16 protein-coding genes are annotated in these 17,143 nt (G+C 51.5%); 9 read left to right on the forward strand and 7 right to left on the reverse strand.

Going from position 1 to position 17,143, the window contains the following annotated elements; all coding sequences use genetic code 11:
* The 8 genes from BUB59_RS03740 to BUB59_RS03775 all read left to right on the forward strand — a co-directional run bounded on the left by BUB59_RS03740 (position 1) and on the right by BUB59_RS03775 (position 8,674).
* On the forward strand, positions 1-792 hold the full coding sequence (locus tag BUB59_RS03740; protein WP_073225761.1) for a hypothetical protein: 792 nt from the start codon (positions 1-3) through the stop codon (positions 790-792).
* A gap of 107 nt (positions 793-899) precedes the next feature.
* The gene (rpsF, locus tag BUB59_RS03745; RefSeq protein WP_073155629.1) at positions 900-1,268 is read left to right on the forward strand and encodes a 30S ribosomal protein S6; all 369 of its coding nucleotides are present in this window, start codon (positions 900-902) and stop codon (positions 1,266-1,268) included.
* Positions 1,268-1,519, forward strand: a complete 252-nt coding sequence (gene rpsR, locus BUB59_RS03750; RefSeq protein ID WP_073155632.1) for a 30S ribosomal protein S18 — start codon at positions 1,268-1,270, stop codon at positions 1,517-1,519. The genes rpsF and rpsR overlap by 1 nt, the downstream gene beginning before the upstream one ends.
* Positions 1,520-1,536: 17 nt before the next feature.
* The gene (rplI, locus tag BUB59_RS03755; protein WP_073225763.1) at positions 1,537-1,986 is read left to right on the forward strand and encodes a 50S ribosomal protein L9; all 450 of its coding nucleotides are present in this window, start codon (positions 1,537-1,539) and stop codon (positions 1,984-1,986) included.
* Between the two features lie 92 nt (positions 1,987-2,078).
* Entirely contained in the window at positions 2,079-3,671 is a 1,593-nt protein-coding gene (locus tag BUB59_RS03760) for a DUF5683 domain-containing protein (protein WP_073225765.1), read from the forward strand.
* Complete coding sequence (locus BUB59_RS03765) at positions 3,671-4,381, forward strand: hypothetical protein (RefSeq protein ID WP_073225767.1); 711 nt, start codon at positions 3,671-3,673, stop codon at positions 4,379-4,381. Before BUB59_RS03760 ends, BUB59_RS03765 begins: the two co-directional genes overlap by 1 nt.
* A gap of 57 nt (positions 4,382-4,438) precedes the next feature.
* On the forward strand, positions 4,439-5,602 hold the full coding sequence (locus BUB59_RS03770; RefSeq protein ID WP_073226080.1) for an efflux RND transporter periplasmic adaptor subunit: 1,164 nt from the start codon (positions 4,439-4,441) through the stop codon (positions 5,600-5,602).
* A 12-nt stretch (positions 5,603-5,614) separates the two neighbouring features.
* Positions 5,615-8,674: an efflux RND transporter permease subunit gene (locus BUB59_RS03775; RefSeq protein WP_073225768.1), complete on the forward strand. Its 3,060-nt coding sequence runs from the start codon at positions 5,615-5,617 to the stop codon at positions 8,672-8,674.
* A 454-nt stretch (positions 8,675-9,128) separates the two neighbouring features.
* Here BUB59_RS03775 and BUB59_RS03780 read toward each other — a convergent pair whose 3' ends face one another.
* Positions 9,129-9,410 (reverse strand): FtsB family cell division protein, encoded by a 282-nt coding sequence (locus tag BUB59_RS03780; RefSeq protein ID WP_073225770.1) that lies wholly within the window; start codon positions 9,408-9,410, stop codon positions 9,129-9,131.
* 1 nt (position 9,411) lies between these two features.
* Positions 9,412-10,410 carry a DNA-processing protein DprA gene (gene dprA / locus BUB59_RS03785; protein WP_234979921.1) on the reverse strand — a complete coding sequence of 333 codons (999 nt, stop codon included), beginning with the start codon at positions 10,408-10,410 and terminating at the stop codon, positions 9,412-9,414.
* On the opposite strand from dprA, the gene mazG reads away from it, so the two are divergent.
* Positions 10,411-11,229 carry a nucleoside triphosphate pyrophosphohydrolase gene (gene mazG / locus BUB59_RS03790; RefSeq protein WP_073225772.1) on the forward strand — a complete coding sequence of 273 codons (819 nt, stop codon included), beginning with the start codon at positions 10,411-10,413 and terminating at the stop codon, positions 11,227-11,229.
* Between the two features lie 459 nt (positions 11,230-11,688).
* Here the strand turns inward: mazG and fusA are convergent, their stop codons facing one another.
* From fusA to map, 5 genes are all read right to left on the reverse strand, one after another.
* Positions 11,689-13,818 (reverse strand): elongation factor G, encoded by a 2,130-nt coding sequence (fusA, locus tag BUB59_RS03795; RefSeq protein ID WP_073225774.1) that lies wholly within the window; start codon positions 13,816-13,818, stop codon positions 11,689-11,691.
* A gap of 79 nt (positions 13,819-13,897) precedes the next feature.
* Entirely contained in the window at positions 13,898-15,355 is a 1,458-nt protein-coding gene (locus BUB59_RS03800) for a hypothetical protein (protein WP_073225775.1), read from the reverse strand.
* Positions 15,342-16,013: an EcsC family protein gene (locus tag BUB59_RS03805; RefSeq protein ID WP_369806265.1), complete on the reverse strand. Its 672-nt coding sequence runs from the start codon at positions 16,011-16,013 to the stop codon at positions 15,342-15,344. Before BUB59_RS03805 ends, BUB59_RS03800 begins: the two co-directional genes overlap by 14 nt.
* Before the next feature lie 29 nt (positions 16,014-16,042).
* Entirely contained in the window at positions 16,043-16,378 is a 336-nt protein-coding gene (locus BUB59_RS03810) for a hypothetical protein (protein ID WP_073225779.1), read from the reverse strand.
* Positions 16,378-17,139 carry a type I methionyl aminopeptidase gene (map, locus tag BUB59_RS03815; protein ID WP_073225781.1) on the reverse strand — a complete coding sequence of 254 codons (762 nt, stop codon included), beginning with the start codon at positions 17,137-17,139 and terminating at the stop codon, positions 16,378-16,380. Before map ends, BUB59_RS03810 begins: the two co-directional genes overlap by 1 nt.
* Positions 17,140-17,143 lie beyond the last annotated feature (4 nt).

Consider the following 17,143-nt stretch of genomic DNA (forward strand, 5'->3'; position numbering starts at 1 on the left):
ATGAAGTGGATCCTGTTTGTATTGCTATTTGCGCTGAGCGCGTTCGCTGCGGAGGTGGTGGATAGTTCTAAGGCACAGCCTAATATTCCTCTCCCTAGGCAGACTGCCTATACGGGCAAGGGTCTTTCCGTGGGCATTGGTGCTGGCGCATACAAGCCTACGGAAGATTGTGATTGTGTGGGCAACTGGCAGGGACAGCTAGAGTATTTTTATACGCCAAATATTACTGCGGGTATTGACGTTCGCTTTCTGGGTGGAAATTTGGACTCCGACGTAATGATCATGTATCAGCGCTATCGCATAAACCTTCGTGTCCATAAGGCCTTTGAATCACTGGACTTGTACCTCGAGCCGATTTTTGGTCTGGAAAATACGGACATTTCCGAGTTTAGGGAACAGGTTAAGGCTCATAAGAGCAGTATACGCCAGGATGGTTGGTTTACTCCCATGTTCCCTGTGGATACTACGGACGCGGACTCCGCTCGTGGGGAATGTGAAAAAATGTTCTCCCTGGATGGTTTTTCCCTGGGTATTGGTGCTGGAGCTGGTTATCGCCTTACAGAATTGTGGGGACTTACTGGCAGCGTGCTCCTGGAGTACAATTTTTCCCGTGCAATCCAGCTGACCTTGACCCCTGGTGTGGCCCTGGATTTACAGCGAATTTGGCCCTGGGCAAAGAAAAATCTCCGTTCTACCTGGCTTTCCCTAGAGTTTGGAACCCAGCGATTTTTCAATCGTGGGGTGGAAGAATGGGCTGCTTTTGGCTTCCTAGGCTTCCAGATTGGCGTATAGCCTTTGACAAACACCCCTCTTTTACTATATTTGGGTCACCGATTTTAATCGGAACCCTCCCGGGGCCAATGTTGGTAACCTGGGCGAAAGACCAAAGGGATCTCACTATGAGACAGTATGAAACTATGGTGATCATCGACGCTATGATCTCTGACGACGCCATCAAGGCTGAAATCGAGACCATCGCCGCTGCAATCACTAAGGGCGGCGAAATTGTTCGTCGTGACGATTGGGGCAAGCGCAAGCTCGCTTATTCTATCAACAAGCGCCAGCACGGCTTCTATGTGATCTTCTACTACAAGGCAGAAGTTGCAACTGTTGCCGCTATGGAAGCAGCTCTCAAGCTGAATGAAAACGTTCTCCGTTGGATGACCCTCGCTGATTATCCGATGTCCGAAATCGTTTACAACGCAGACATGGCTCAGTCTACCGAAGAAATCGTTCCGGTTGACGCAGAAGAAGGGGAGGCTGAATAATGGCTTTTGAAGATAAGAAGCAGGCAACCCGTATCCGTCGCAAGAAGACTTGCTGGTTCACCGAAAACAATGTTCAGTTCATTGACTATAAGGACGAAAAGACTCTTCGTCGCTTCATCTCTGAACGTGGCAAGATCATTCCTCGCCGTATTTCTGGCACCTCTGCTAAGTACCAGCGTATGCTGAACGAAGCAATCAAGCGTGCACGTCAGATGGCTATCCTTCCGTTTGTCTCTGACAGCATGCGCTAATAAGGAGGAACTAGACTATGGAAATTATTCTTAAGGCTAATGTACCTCACCTCGGTAAGATGCTCGACGTTGTGAAGGTTAAGAATGGTTATGCAAATAACTACCTCTTCCCTCGCAAGCTCGCAGTACGTGCTACCAAGGAAGCAATCGCTGAAATCGAAAACAACCGCGCTGCCGTTGAAGCTGCCTTCCAGAAGGAACTGGCTGCTGCAGGTGACGTAGCTGCTAAGCTTTCTCAGATTTCTGTGAACATGGAACGCCGCGTTGTTGAAGGCGAACGTCTGTACGGTTCTGTATCCGCATCCGACATCGCTGAAGCAATCACCAAGCAGGGTGTTAAGATCACTCGCGCTCAGGTTGAACTGGCTGAACCCATCAAGCAGGTTGGCGTCTACACCGTGACCATCAAGGTCTTCGGCGACGTTGAAGCTCAGGTCAAGGTTTGGGTTACTAAGGAACAGGCATAAGCCGACTCTTTTAGCTAACTAAAAGCTTTGGAACCGCTCCCTTTCGGGGGAGCGGTTCATTTTTTATAGGGCTATTTTTCTATTTTTAGGGTATGCGCAAGTTTACGTTTATTAATGCGATGGCCCTCGTGGCTGGTTTGTTTGTGTCCAATTCCTTCGCTCAACCGAGGGATCTTTTTGCTGAGTTTGAAGCGGAAGAAACCGCAGCTGAACAGGCTAAGGCTGATTCCGTGAAGGCTGCCGAAGCAAAGGCCGCCGCCGAGAAGAAAGCTGCCGAAGAAAAGGCCGCTGCAGAAAAAGCGGAAGCGGAACGTCTAGCAGCTGAAAAGAAGGCCGCAGAGGAAAAGAAGTTGGCTGAAGAAAAGGCCGCTGCGGATAAGAAGGCTGCCGAAGAAAAGGCTGCCGCAGAGCAGAAGGCTGAAGAAAAGCGTCAGGAAGAAATGTACAGGGCTGCCGCAGAAGAAAAGCGCCGCAATATGGAAATGGCTGCCCAGCAGGCTCAGGCCGCTGCTGCTGATAGTGCAAAGAGCGTGGATGATCCTGCCGCCGTTGCTTCTGAAAACAAGTACGGCAACATGGAAGAAGCCTATAATGCTGCCATGCAGGAATACGCTGAAAAGGCTCGCATCCAAGAAGACCTGGATGCTATCGCCCGTGACTCTGCCGCTGTGGCTCAGATGATTGCTGACTCTGTGGCTGCCGCAGAAAAGGCAAAGGCAGACTCCATCGCGGCTGCAACTTCCAGTAGTTCTGTGGCAGTTGCCTCTAGCAGTTCCATGAGCCGTCGTGACCTTCTTGGCCCGGTTAAGGTGTCCAAGGTGAATGGTATTGACGAAATGAAGGGCCGTTACAAGAGCCCGCGTAAGGCTTTGTTCATGTCCCTCGTCATTCCTGGCTCTGGTCAGATGTACGTGGGCGGTTCCAATTTCACTTATGCCCGCGGTGGCGTTTACCTGGCGTTGGAAGCTGCCCTCTGGAGCGGTTGGTATTACTTCTCTGTCTACAAGTACAACGACCAGATGAAGAAGTACAAGAAATTCGCCAAGAATCATTATTCTATCGGCCGTTACGAAAGCAAGATGCGTGACCTGTACCATCAGGACGCAGTGAACTATGCCGACGAATTCCGTAGCCGCTACTTGGGTACTCGAGAGACCTTCTGCGATGGCATTTATGATAAGGCAAATGAACGCGGTTGCTACAGCAAGGATAAACTGTATGCCAATGACGATCAGTTTAAGGATGACTTTGTGAGAAATCCTGTGAGCCTGGGAGACGAAATGGATAACGTCAAGTTCGACGACGCCTCCGCTGTTTATCAGTTGCTCTCTGACAATGCTTACGTGCTGGGTTGGGATGACGTCACCGATGAAACCGTTGCCACTAACCTGGGCCTGAAAGATCCTAATTCCGCAACGGAAGTGCTGGGCTCTTCCGATAACATGAAGAAGTATCGTTCTCTCCGTAGCAAGGCCAACGACTATGCAGACATGCAGGCTTGGTTCTTTGGCGGTTTGATTCTGAACCACATTGTCTCTGCTGTGGACGCTGCTCTTTCCGCAAGCTCTTTCAACAAGACCTTGTATCAGGAAGACCTGTCCTGGTATGACCATCTTCATTTTGACAGCGGCATTCAGCTGTTCAATGGCTTTGGCGTAAACGTTCAGGCTAGCTGGGGATTTTAATGAAGATTCTTTGCGTCCTGTTGCTTGCCGCCGCAACCGCCTTTTCCCAGGTGGTGATTTCCGTTGACGAAACGGTGAGCAAGAACCGCGATAAGAGCCTGGCTCTTGCCGTTGGCGCATCTGCCTTGCTTCCCGGTATGGGTGAGCTGTACCTAGGTGAAAAGAACCTTGTGCGTCCTTTCGTCTGGACGGATGTTGCTCTTTGGGTGACCACTTTTGGTTCCTACTTTATTGGCGAACGCTATATTACGTCTGCCCATGACTACGCTGTTCGACATGCTGGCCTCACCACCAATAGCAAGAAAACTTCCATGCTGAACAAGGTGGGGGACTATCGTAGTCGTGGCGGTGTTGCTGGGCAGAATTCCTCTCCGGATATGGATGAGGATTACAACCAGGCCATGATCCGTTCCGGCAAGAAGATCGATGAAGAACTTGATGCCAGTATTCAGTGGGACTGGGGTAGTTCCGATAATCCCGAGACTACAGAACATATGGAAGAGTACAAGAGTCGCTTGCGTCATTATCGCGTGAGCCGCATCGTATTCCAGGCAAGCGCAGGTGCACTTGTGCTGAACCGCGTAATCTCCATGTTGGATGCCGTTCGAATTTATCGCAAGACTTCTTCTAGAGCTTTTTCCGAAAGAATTCAGTTTGTTCCTGAGTTCTATGGGGATGGCAGTGGCGTCTTGATGAACGTGAAATTCTAGAGGGTAAGGATCAATTTCACGCAACAGAAACATTTTTTAAGCATCTAAATGAGTGATATGAAAACCATTAAAGAAAAAAGATTTTTGTCCCTTTTAGTTGCTGTAGCGGTGTCCGTTGCGATGGTTGCCTGCGGTGGTGATGATGCCCCCGGAGCAAAGGTCCCGGCCTTTAAGGCTCCTTCCAGTAAGGATGCCCCGAAGGGTGCAAGCGCTGGTAAGGGTGGACCTGGCGGTCCCAGTGGTCGAGGCAATAAAACATATGCTGTAGAAGGCTATATCGCCAAAATCCACGAGGCAAATCAAAGTTTTCAGACCATGGCAACTCTCGACGCCATGAATAGCGTAGAACTGACTGCTGCTGCTAGCGGCCGTCTGGTGAAGCTTTTCGCTAAGGATGGCGCCAACGTTCAGAAGGGAGCTCTCCTGGCAAAGATTGACGATTCTGAACTGAGGGCTCAGCTGAAACAGGCTGAATCCAGCCAGCAGCTTGCAAAGCAGAAGATGGAACGTACTCAGGGGCTGGTAGAAAAGAATGCTGCCACCCAGACGGATCTGGAAGCTGCCGATGCTAATTTAAAGTCTGCGGATGCAAGCGTGGAACTGATCAAGGCCCAGATTGCAAAGACCGAAGTTCGCGCTCCCTTTAGCGGAAAACTGGGCTTTGTCAATGTTTCTGTAGGCGCCTGGATGACTACAGGTACTTCCATTGCAACGCTAAGTGAAGTGAAAAAATTGAAGGCCAAGTTTGCTTTACCGCAGCGCTATGCGTCTAATCTTAAGATTGGCGATATGATCGACCTGCGTGATGAAGAACGCGGCATTAACAAAGCTGGTAAGGTTAAGGCTTTGGATGCAACCATGTCTGAAAGCAGCCGTACTCGCCAGATTATGGTGGAAGTGGATAATTCCAAGGGCGAACTGATTGCGGGTAGCTATGCTAAGGTTAGCGTCAATCTTTCTACGGGTCTTACTCAGGCTATTCCTGTTCCTGCAGAAGCTTTGACTTTGGATAAGGACGGCGCCTTCGTCTATGTAGTTCGCGATGGCAAGGCTGTGCAGACTTACGTACAGACTGGCCTCCGTACGCCCATTGCAGTGGACGTTCATTCCGGCCTTACGGAAGGCGACACGGTGGTGACCTCTGGCCTCATCAGCATGCGTAATGGCGCTGGTGTTCGCATTAAAGAAATTCGCAACAATACAGATTACGAGATTGAATAAGGAAGGTGGACTATGAGTGTAGCAAACCTTTCTGTACGCCGTCCAGTATTGATGACGGTGATGGCTCTTGTCATCATCTTGCTGGGTGCCTTTGGCGCAAGCAACCTGGGTGTCCGCGAATATCCTAACGTAGATTCTCCCATTATTCAGGTCCGTACTTCCTACTCCGGCGCAAATGCTGCGGTGGTGGAAGCGGAAGTGACTGAAGTTCTGGAAGCGTCCATCAACAGCGCTTCTGGTATTAAGGCGCTGACTTCTACTAGCTCTGATGGCTACTCCTACATTAGCGTTGAATTCGAGACAGGCACGGACCTTGAGGCGGCTGCCAACGATATCCGTGACCGCGTGAGCCGTGTTCGCCGTAAGCTGCCCGATGATGTGGACGAGCCTACGGTTTACAAGAACGACTCCGACAACGACCCCATTATTATTGCAAGCTTGATTAGCGAAACCCATGACGCCATGGAAGTTTCCGAAATCGCCCGCAACCAGGTGAAGGAACGTCTGCAGACAATTCCTGGCGTTTCCGAAGTGAACCTGTGGGGCGAAAAGCAGCCTACGGTACGTTTGTGGATTGATCCCATCCGTATGCAGGCTCTTGGCGTTTCTGGAAGCGAGATGAGTGCCGCCCTGAAGAAGGGAAACCTGGAATTGCCCGCAGGCTCTATCGAAGGTAGCGAAAGTACGCTTTCTATCCGTACTTTGGGCCGCGTCATTGACCCCAAGGAATTCGGAAACATTGTGGTGAAGACTGCTGCGGACGGCACCGTGATTCATGTGTCTGACGTAGCCAAGATTCATTACGAACCTAAGGATCCACGCACGGGCTTTAAGCGTAACGGCAAGAACACGGTAGCTATTGCTTTGATGGCTCAGCCCGGCAGTAACCATGTGGAAATCGCCGACGAATACTACAAGCGTGTGGCGGACATTCGCCGCAACTTGCCCGAAGGCGTGGAACTGCTGGAAGGCCGCGATACTTCCATCAACATCCGCGCATCCATCAAGGAAGTGGTGGAGACCATCTTTATCGCGTTCCTCCTGGTTATTGGAATTATCTTTGCGTTCCTCCGTCAGGGCCGTACCACCATTATCCCTATGGTGGTTGTGCCGGTGGCTGTAATTGGTAGCTTCTTTGTGCTTTACCTTTGCGGTTTCAGTATTAACGTTTTGACATTGCTTGCAATGGTGCTGGCTATCGGCCTTGTGGTGGATGATGCCATTGTGATTGTGGAAAACATTTACGACAAGATTGAAAAGGGCATGACTCCCAAGCAGGCTGCAATCGCCGGCACCAACGAAATCTTCTTTGCGGTCATAGCGACCTCTGTGGTGTTGATGGCGGTGTTCGTTCCTGTGCTTGCCATGGGCGGTACCACGGGTCTTCTTTTCCGCGAATTCGTTGCGGTGATGATCGGTACGGTTTTCCTTTCTACCCTGTGCGCACTGACTCTTTCTCCCATGCTTTGTTCTAAATTCCTGAAGCATCAGAAGAAGGGCCGTTTCTACACTTGGACAGAACCTTTCTTTGATGGTCTGAATCGCGGTTATGCGTTCTTGCTGGGTGGGTTCCTGAAGTTGCGCTGGTTACTGTTCCCCATTGTGGCTGGTCTTTTGTTTGCGGCCTACTTCTGCTTCAACAACATGAGTAGCGAAATGGCTCCTACGGAAGACTCCGGCGCAATCATGGTGAACGTCAGTATGCCCGAAGGTGTTTCCCTCACTCGTACACGCCGTATGGCCGAGGCCTTCGTTGAAGAAGCTTCCGCATTGATGGATACTAGCGAATATAAGGAAATTCAGTCGGGTGCCCGCAGCGCAGGTTCTTCCATGATTCGAATTTCATTAAGTGACGACAAGGAAAAACGTCGCCCTCAGAGTGAAATTGCTCGCGCCATCCAGGTGCTGGGTAGCGAATATCCGGATTTGCGTGTGATGGTGTTTGAACCTCAGAGCATTAGTACACAGCGCGGTGGCTTGCCGGTTCAGTTTGTGCTGCAGGCGGGTTCCATTGAAACCTTGCGCACCTTGGTTCCTAAGTTTATGGAAGAGGCCGGCAAGAGTCCTGTGTTCAGCGTGGTGAATACAAATTTGCGCTTTACCAAGCCGGAACTCCACATTGAAATTCTCCGAGACAAGGCTGCGGAAGAAGGCGTGTCTGTGAATGATATTGCCCAGGCTATCCAGCTTTCCATCAGTGATCAGACTTATGGTGAATTCTACAAGGATGGCCGCCAGTACGATATTCTCGGTGCTGTTGGTTACCAGTACCGCGCTACGCCTCAGAGCTTGTCTTTGCTGACGGTGAAGAACAGCAAGGGTGAATCTGTAAGTGTGGACAACTTCATTACCTACAAGGAACAGTCTGCATCGCCGTCGCTACCGCGATACAACCGCTTTAGCGCTGCGACAATTCAGGCGGGTTTGGTTCCCGGAAAGACTATTGGCGATGGCGTGGAAGAAATGCGCCGCATTGCCCACAATGTGCTGAAGGATTACCCGAATGTGAGCACCGCTTTGAGCGGATCCTCCAAGGAATTCGAGGAAAGTTCCTCCGGCCTGTACATTGTGTTCTTGCTGGCCTTGGCCCTTGTGTTCCTGGTGCTGGCGGGTCAGTTTGAAAGCTTCCGCGCTCCCTTGGTAATCTTCTTTACGGTTCCGCTGGCATTGGCAGGCGCTCTGGCTTGTTTATTCCTTACGGGTCAGACCTTGAACATCTTCAGTGAAATCGCCTTGATTCTTTTGATTGCGTTGGTGACGAAGAACGGCATCTTGATTGTGGAATTTGCAAATCAGATTGCGGCTGCTACGGGATGTTCCAAGCTTGAAGCGGCTAGGCAAGCTGCAGAACGCCGCTTCCGCCCAATCCTCATGACCAGCCTTTCTACGGTGTTGGGCGCTGTGCCCCTGATCCTCACGGGCACCCCTAGCCGCATCGCAATGGGTGTGGCCATTGCCGGCGGCCTTACGTTCGCCACCTTCATGACACTCTTTATCGTGCCTGCAGCTTACAGCTACTTCGCAGGGAAAGTGGAGAAAACTGGACATACCGACGCCAGCAAGATGGCTTGATGTTCTGGCCTGCTATCGCTCCGGGCTGGTTGTGTTTTGTCTGCTGCGATTCCGGACAGGGTGTTCGTCGCTCCTCCGCTCAGCCCCAAAGGGGCTTCACCCGGCAGAGCCGGAGTCGTCGCTCGTAAACACCCTATCCTCCATCTCCGCAGACGTGTGTTGGTTCCCGATGGAACGTATTGTAGTTTCAGGATGTTTCGTTTCGGGACGCTTCGGGATAGTTCCTGCGGCCATCCCGAGATTTAGGGAATGGAGGGAAGGACAAAAGAAATGCCGCGCAACGAACGCGACAAAACGACTGACCCGATGTTTTATAGGAAACGACCCTCGACGCGGTAGTGGAGGGGAGTGACGTTGGGATCAACCGACTCCGCGGAGCGGGTGACTGGAGCGCAGCGTAAGGAGCGGAGGGCGAGACCAATGCCACCCCCGGAACGAAAGCGGAGTACTCAAGCTACTTGACGAATTGGAAGACCCGTTCCCCTTTGCGGCTCATTCCGTACTTGACTCTTAGTTGTTCCTCGATATACAGCGAATCGTTTCTTAATCTCTGGATGGTGAGATTGCGTTCGTCGATGATCTTCTGGAGGGAATCGATGGTGGTCTGGTAGCTGGTGATTTCGCGGGTGAGTCTGCGCTGCTGCGTGATGCTATTCTTCCCGAATACTAGAGAGAAGACTACCACGATGGTAGCCAGCGTCAGTACCAGAAGAGGAATGAAGAAACGCTTGCTCAATCTAATTGCTCCCACTGAAATAGAATTGATAATTGTCCCGAGTTTCGACTAGACCTGCGATCTCGAGCTCTGTTAATATAGCTAAAATATTGCCAGCCTTAAAGTTACAATCTTTCTGAATTTCCGAAAAAGTCTTCCGGAATCCCTGGAACTGCTTAAAAAGCTGGATTGCCTCCTGAGATAGGTCGCATCCCACCTGGGAGAGGCCAGAAAGGCTTGCTGTAGCCTCTGCAGCGCATTTCCCGTTCAAGGACTGCACCTTGGGTATTCCTGCCGCCAGAGGCAGGCTCTCGGGCCTGAAAATGGGTGTGGCCTTCCCTTGGTCCAGGTAAAGGTTGGGCCCGCTGGCGGCCTCGCTATCGAAGTCTCCCGGAACGGCCAGAAGTAGCTTCCCCTCCTGGAGGCAATAGTCGGCGGTAATCAGGGCGCCGCCCTTGGTCTTGCTCTGGACAAGGACGATGGCCCGACTCATTCCGCTGATGATGCGGTTTCTTGCAGGGAAGGTCCCGCGATAGCTGGGAAAGTCCCCCGGGTATTCTGTAACGATGGCGCCACCCGATTCCACAATGCGTTGGGCCAGTACCCGCCTGTCGCCGGTGAGGGGCGTCTCTAGGCCTTGGGCGATGACCGCTACTGTAGGGATTCCCGCATCGAGGGCGGCCTCGTGACAGTAGCTGTCGATACCCTGAGCCAGCCCGGAGATGACAATCGCCTTTGTCCCCATGAGGGAATTCACCAGCCGGCGGCATAACTCCTTGGCGGAATTGCTGGGGCGTCTTGTTCCTACCATGCCCACCCCGAAGGAATCTGCAGGCGGTAACGTTCCCCTGTAATACAACTGCTTGGGCCTGAGCTTGGATTCCCGAAGTAGCAAGGGAAATTCCTCATCCCGAATTTCGTGAATGTCTGAACCCGCTCTTTCATTGATCACGGGCGGAACAATCCTGCTGGGTTCAAAATCAAAAAAAATCTGGGTCATACTCTTTCTATCTTGTGCCATATGAAATACACCTTTGACGATCTTGTGAAAATCATGGCCACTCTCCGCTCGGAAAATGGCTGCCCCTGGGACCGCAAGCAGACGCATCAGTCTTTGTTGCCTTACTTGGTGGAAGAATCCCACGAGTATATCGATGCCGCCCAGGCTGGCGACAAGGTCCATATGGCCGAGGAACTGGGGGATGTTCTCTTCCAGGTGGTTTTCCACTCTCAGGTTGCAAAGGACAACGGAGACTTCTGCATCGACGATGTGGTGCAGGGTATCTGTGAGAAAATGATCCGCCGTCACCCTCACGTTTTTGGCGATGCTAAGGTGGACGACGCAAGCGAGGTCACCCGACGTTGGGAACGTATTAAGGCCGCGGAAAAGAATAATCAGGATATGGCGGGGAAGTCCGCTATGGACAAAGTAAGCAAGAGCATGCCCACGCTGGCCCGTGCCCAGGAAATACAACGCCGTGCAGCAAAGGTTGGCTTTGACTGGATTGAGGCGGAACCTGTGTTCAATAAGGCCGTGGAAGAATTTAGTGAATTCCGTTCCGAAATGCAAGCGGCGACTTCGGAAAATCCAAACGTGGACCGTATGGAAGACGAGTTCGGCGATATTTTGTTCAGCCTGGTGAACGTGGCCCGTCATTGCGGGTTCAATGCGGCCCTTGCTCTGGAACGAGCCAACAGTAAATTCGAGAAACGTTTCCGCGTGGTAGAACAGCTGGCCCGTGACGAAGGCAAGGAAATGAAGGAAGAAACTCCGGAACGTCTTCAGGAACTGTGGCGAGAAGCTAAGTCCCGAACAAAGTCGTCCAGTTCCAAGGTCTAGAATTCCTTAGAACATTGTGGCATAATCCATTTTAGAATGTTTTTCCTGGGAGTGGCGTTTTGAATAAAAAGTCTTCCCGGGGAATGAACGTGGTGTATATTATCAATGTGCTTCCAACCTATTCTGGTTTTCGAGACGGGATGCCGGCCTCTAACCGCGGAGTAGATTAGGTAGGAAGCACACTTGTTCTCTTCTAATTCCACTGAACCCTGCGGGCTCGCCTCGCAGGGTTCTTTTTATATGGGGAGGCGTCGGTAAAATGCCTTCTCTGTGTTGTGCGAAATCCAAATAAAGAAGTCCCGCGAAATATCGCGGGACTTTTCTACTTGAATAAGAATGATGTTCAGTGATGGTTTCCCTGTGAGCAAAACAAAAACCTCGGTGTTAACCGAGGTCTTTGTTTTAGCGAGAGCGTGGGCTTACGAGAGGTTTTATCCTGCCTTAGCCCATGCGGTCGTGTTAAGCTCTTGCGCCAGCCTTGTCGCCGTACTTCTTGATGAGTTCTTCCTGGATGTTGCGCGGCACCGGAGAGTACTTTGCAAATTCCATGGTGAATTCAGCCTTACCCTGAGTCATAGAACGCAGGTCAGTTGCGTAACCGAACATTTCGGACAGCGGAACTTCAGCGGTGATGGTGGTCATGCCCAGTTCTTCGTTAGTACCAACGATGGTACCACGACGCTGAGAAACGTTACCAACAACGGAACCCTGGAATTCGGTCGGGGTCTGGATTTCAACCTTCATGATCGGTTCGAGGATCTGAGCGCCAGCCTTAGCGAAAGCTTCGCGGAAAGCCATACGAGCAGCAACCTGGAAGGCCATATCGGAAGAGTCAACGGGGTGGAAAGCACCATCCTGAACGTCCATTTCGATACCCACAACCGGGAAGCCGATCAAGGAACCAGCCTGCATGCAGCTCTGGAAGCCCTTATCGCAGGACGGGATGTATTCCTTAGGAATACGGCCGCCAACGACGGAGTTAACGAAGTTGTAAACCTTTTCGGAGTCGCCTTCAACAGCCATCGGACGCATTTCGCCGACAACCTTAGCGTACTGACCGCTACCACCGGTCTGCTTCTTATGAGTGTAGTCGAACTTGGAAGAACGAGTGATGGTTTCGCGGTATGCAACCTGCGGAGCACCAGTCTGAACGTCAACCTTGTATTCACGACGCATACGTTCGATGTAAACGTCCAGGTGAAGTTCGCCCATACCCTTGATGATGGTTTCGCCAGATTCCTTGTTCACTTCGACCTGGAAAGTCGGGTCTTCCTTAGTGAAGCGGTTCAGAGCCTTGGACATGTTGTCCAGGTCGTCACGGTTCTTAGCTTCGATCACCAATTCGATAACCGGGTTAGGAACGTGCATGGAGGTCATGTTGTAGTTGTTCTTGCCATCGGTAAAGGTAGTACCGGATGCGCAGTCAATACCGAACAGAGCAACGATGTCGCCTGCACCAGCTTCGGTGATATCCACCATTTCGTCAGCGTGCATACGAACGAGACGGCCAACGGAAACCTTCTTGCCAGTGGAGATGTTGGTGATCATGTCACCCTTCTTGATCACACCCTGGTATACGCGGATGTAGGTCAGCTGACCGTAGCGGTCGTTCACCAGCTTAAATGCGTAGGAGACCATGGGAGCGTTGTCTTCGGACTTCAGAACAACTTCTGCTTCTTCGTTGTTCAGGTCGAGAGCCTTGTTTTCAACTTCGGTCGGGTTCGGGAGGTAGTCCACAACACCGTCCAGGAGCTTCTGGATACCGATGTTCTTATGAGCGGAGCCCATGAACACGGGGGTCACGTCGAGGCTAATGCAAGCTTCGCGGATGGTCTTCTTGATGAGAGCCTTGTCGATTTCGTCAACGCCGTACTTGCCTTCCATAGCAAGTTCCATGATTTCGTCGTTGTAGTCAGCGCAGCAGTCAACCAGCTTTTCGCGGTATTCCTGAGCCTGGTCAGCCAGTTCAGCAGGAATTTCGGTTTCGCGCATGTCGTCGCCGTTGTCGCCTTCGAAGTAGTAAGCCTTCATTTCAACCAGGTCAACCACACCCTTCAGCTGGTCTTCCAGACCGATAGGAATCTGCATGACGCAGGGCTTGTGGTTCAGCTTTTCCTGGAGCATCACTGCAACGCGGAGCGGATTTGCACCGGAACGGTCGCACTTGTTGACAAACACAACACGAGGCACATGGTAGCGCTTCATCTGGCGGTCAACGGTAATAGACTGAGACTGAACGCCTTCCACGCCAGTAAGAACGAGGATAGCACCGTCAAGCACACGGAGAGAACGTTCAACTTCGATAGTGAAGTCCACGTGCCCCGGGGTATCGATGATGTTAATGGTGTCGGCTTCGCCAGACTTAGTGTGGGTCCAGCTTGCGAAGGTAGCAGCAGACTGAATGGTGATGCCGCGTTCGCGTTCGAGTTCCATGGAGTCCATCGTGGCACCCACACCGTCCTTACCACGAACTTCGTGGATAGCGTGAATACGCTTGGTGTAGTAGAGGATACGTTCGGTAAGAGTGGTCTTACCGGAGTCAATGTGGGCAGAAATACCAATATTTCTGTGAGTAGTAATGTTTTTCATTTTTTTTTCCACAAATGGAGTTGATGTTTATTTGAGTTGCGCCCAAAGATAGAAAATAATTCTGGGAACTTAAAGCCCCCTAGTGCTTTTTGATGGCCAAACGGGTGCAGATCAGGGCCAAAATGCCCAAAACGAGCCAAATTAGGTAACTATGGTGATCCATGAAGGCTCCATAGTTCATAAAGTAGCGCTGTGCTATCCAGTTGTTAAAATCCCAATTTTGAAGTTTTTCGGGCAATTCAGGGGTGTTGATGGGGAAAAAGAAGTGGGAAAGCAGCAACTGGAGGGCTACAAGAATTGCAACGGCCCTTTTCTCAAGATTCATCTGGTCCAGCACTTTGCCCAGGGGCAAAAGCAGGATGGGCATGAAACTGGTCATGTGGCGGCTTTCGCTATCCAGGGAGAAACCTAATATAATAAGGAGTAAAATCAGGTGTCCCAGGGACTGGCGAGAGAATGCCCGACAGAATTCCTTGAACTTCAGGATAATGAGGCAGGGTAGTATCCCGTAGTACACCACCAGTCCCGCCAGGGGAATCAGGGGATACTTGATGGGCCTGAACAGAATCTGCAGGCTGAAAATGATGGGGTTGGATACTAGTTCGTCGTTGGACAGGTGCTTCAGCAGCAATCTGGAAATCAATGCGATACCAAGAATCAGGACGAATCTCTTCCAGGGGAACTTCTTGATGAATTCCTTGGGATGGACCCAGATGTCCCAGGGGATTGCCCTGAGCGCAATGACCAGCACTCCCGTGAATACAACCAGGGACAATGCGGTTACTACTGGGGAGGGGGTGATATCCGGATTGATATGCAGAAGAATACCCAGCCAGTGCTGATTGCCCGTAATTAAAAATACCCCGGTGATACCAAGAATCACTAGCGCATAGAGACCTGCGGTGGCAGGAGCAAAGGCTTTCTTGACCAGGTTGGGGATTGCGGGAACGGACCCTTCGGCTTTTTTATGGAACAGGGTGAGAATGAAAATCTGCTCGGCAACAAGGGGCCAGGTGATGATGCCTAGGGAGCCTACGCCAATGGCCGCCTTGTGGAATCCTTTCAAGTATAACAGGTAGGAACCCATGGCGATACTGAGGGCAAAGGCGTCTGTCTGATAAAGTTCGTAACCGCAGTTTTTCAGGAAAAAGTGATTCAGGAAAAAGCAGGCGAAAAGAACGATGCAGGTGGATTCTTTCCAGCGGAGGTGACGAGCCATTTGGCAGAACAGGAAAATCAGCAGAAGCAGGTTGGCGTAATGCAGTCCAATCATGGCATGCATTAGGTTCTGATGGGTGGCCTCGATCCCCAAGGTTCCAAAAGCGAGATTGATCAGGAAAAAGGGAAAGATTCGCTGGATGCGAAAGTTATCGTAACCCTTGTTCAGGATATCCGAGGTAAAGTTTTCTGCGACGGTCCTGTAGAATTCGCCGTCAAAGCCCGCCCCGTCATTCATGGGGATTTTTTCGCCAACGATACTGATGGAGAAAAGCCCCAGAAGGAGGAAAAGTAAAATCGCGAAACTACTTTTCTTCATTAGTCGGGCTGGGTTCTACGATTTCTGCTTCCGTTACGGTGGGCTGGTCAGACAGAGCCTTGAAATAGGAGTCTGCTGTCTTACCCACTTCCGTAGTATCGTAGTACGTGTAGGCTCCGTTACCCAGTGCGCCAATAGCGGGGATGGCACGGAGGGCTGCACGTCCGATGAACTTGGTGGAAATCTTCAGGCCGATTTTCTGGACAATCTTCTGGAGGGCGGTGAGGGATAGCTTTTGCACCACTAGGCGGCTGCCGGTACGAACCACAACGTCTCGCATGAGGGAGGCTGCGCTATGGCGGAACAGGCACCAGACCATGGCTTCGCGGCTCAACAGGCCGATCTTACCATAGGTGGCTGCAATATCTGCGACCAACTGCGCCTGGATTCGCCACACGGCAACAATGTCCGGAATGGAGGTAAGTACGCCGGTAAGACCTGCGGGAACAGAAAGAGTGGCACTGACTGCGGATGCCTTCAGGGACGCCTGGGTAATAAGCTTTCTAACCTTGGCGGCCTGCTCGTCGGACTTTTCGTACAGCGATTCCGGAATGTCGGTAATGACATCCAGGAGAATGTTGGTGATCTTGTCCTTCAGCTTTTCGGCAGTTTCTTTCTTGTTTTCCTTTTTATCCATACGGGACCTCAAAAAAAGCATGCTCTTGTGAACATGCTCTATAATATATATTAAAACAGGATTTTAGCAATGCCGCCCGCAAGGCCAGGAACGTTGTACCGTAGGGTTCTGTCTCCCAGCCAGTAGTCTAGAGCCTCGTTGATCCAGATTCTCTCGCAGGTGATTTTCCGAATCACGAGATCCGTTCCGGACTGTGCGTCGTCCAGGTAGTAGAACCCGCGAAAAGAGATGGGGGCGATTTCGCCGTGCAGGAGAACGGAGGCATCGATAATACCTTGTTCAGAGTCGATGGAAATGGTCTGGACGTCACCGAACCGGCGGACCAGTTCGTGATTCCGTACAAATTTCTCGACAGCCTTGTCGCGGAGATTACTAAGTAGAGACATTAGCGGGGCAGGGTCAGAATTTCAATTCCATCCTTGGTGCGAACCATGGTGTGTTCCCACTGTGCGCTCAAGGAACCATCGCGAGTAACTGCGGTCCAACCGTCGGACAGGGTCTTGGTACCCGGACGGCCTGCGTTCAGCATGGGCTCGATGGTGAATACGTTACCCACTTCGATGAAGGAGGGATATTCGTTGTTACGGAAGTGGAACACCAGGGGATCTTCGTGGAAGCCACGACCGATGCCATGACCGCAGTAGTCCTGCACCACGCTGAAGCCGTGTTCGTCGGCGATGTCCTGGATGGCGTTACCGATGTCGTACCAGCGGGCACCCTGTTCACCTGCGGCGCGGATGCCTTCTTCCATAGCGAACTTGGCGGTGTCCACCAGTTCCTGAGCCAGCTTGCTGACCTTGCCAACGCAGAACATGGCGGAGGTATCGCCGTGGTAGCCCTGGAGGATGGTGGTAATGTCGATGTTCACGATGTCTCCATCCTTCAGGATGGTGTTTGCGCTGGGAATGCCATGGCACACCACTTCATTGATGCTGATGCATGCGTAGCGGGGATAGCCGTGGTAACCCTTACAGGCGGAGATGCCCTTGTGCTGGCGGGTGTAGTCACCGATGAATTCATCGATTTCCAGGGTGGAAACGCCGGGCTTGCACATTTCGCCTGCGCGAATCAGGGTTTCTGCAGCCAGAGCACCTGCATCGCGGATCAGTTCAATTTCTTTTGCGGATTTAACTTTAATCTTAGCCATAATA

It is taken from the genome of Fibrobacter sp. UWEL (genome assembly GCF_900142535.1).
Taxonomy (GTDB): Bacteria; Fibrobacterota; Fibrobacteria; order Fibrobacterales; family Fibrobacteraceae; genus Fibrobacter.

Coding starts and splice junctions, on each gene's coding strand:
- BUB59_RS03740 (WP_073225761.1), top strand. CDS start 1: ATGAAGTGGATCCTGTTTGTATTGCTATTTGCGCTGAGCGCGTTCGCT.
- rpsF (WP_073155629.1), top strand. CDS start 900: ATGAGACAGTATGAAACTATGGTGATCATCGACGCTATGATCTCTGAC.
- rpsR (WP_073155632.1), top strand. CDS start 1,268: ATGGCTTTTGAAGATAAGAAGCAGGCAACCCGTATCCGTCGCAAGAAG.
- rplI (WP_073225763.1), top strand. CDS start 1,537: ATGGAAATTATTCTTAAGGCTAATGTACCTCACCTCGGTAAGATGCTC.
- BUB59_RS03760 (WP_073225765.1), top strand. CDS start 2,079: ATGCGCAAGTTTACGTTTATTAATGCGATGGCCCTCGTGGCTGGTTTG.
- BUB59_RS03765 (WP_073225767.1), top strand. CDS start 3,671: ATGAAGATTCTTTGCGTCCTGTTGCTTGCCGCCGCAACCGCCTTTTCC.
- BUB59_RS03770 (WP_073226080.1), top strand. CDS start 4,439: ATGAAAACCATTAAAGAAAAAAGATTTTTGTCCCTTTTAGTTGCTGTA.
- BUB59_RS03775 (WP_073225768.1), top strand. CDS start 5,615: ATGAGTGTAGCAAACCTTTCTGTACGCCGTCCAGTATTGATGACGGTG.
- dprA (WP_234979921.1), bottom strand. CDS start 10,410: ATGGCACAAGATAGAAAGAGTATGACCCAGATTTTTTTTGATTTTGAA.
- mazG (WP_073225772.1), top strand. CDS start 10,411: ATGAAATACACCTTTGACGATCTTGTGAAAATCATGGCCACTCTCCGC.
- fusA (WP_073225774.1), bottom strand. CDS start 13,818: ATGAAAAACATTACTACTCACAGAAATATTGGTATTTCTGCCCACATT.
- BUB59_RS03800 (WP_073225775.1), bottom strand. CDS start 15,355: ATGAAGAAAAGTAGTTTCGCGATTTTACTTTTCCTCCTTCTGGGGCTT.
- BUB59_RS03805 (WP_369806265.1), bottom strand. CDS start 16,013: ATGCTTTTTTTGAGGTCCCGTATGGATAAAAAGGAAAACAAGAAAGAA.
- BUB59_RS03810 (WP_073225779.1), bottom strand. CDS start 16,378: ATGTCTCTACTTAGTAATCTCCGCGACAAGGCTGTCGAGAAATTTGTA.
- map (WP_073225781.1), bottom strand. CDS start 17,139: ATGGCTAAGATTAAAGTTAAATCCGCAAAAGAAATTGAACTGATCCGC.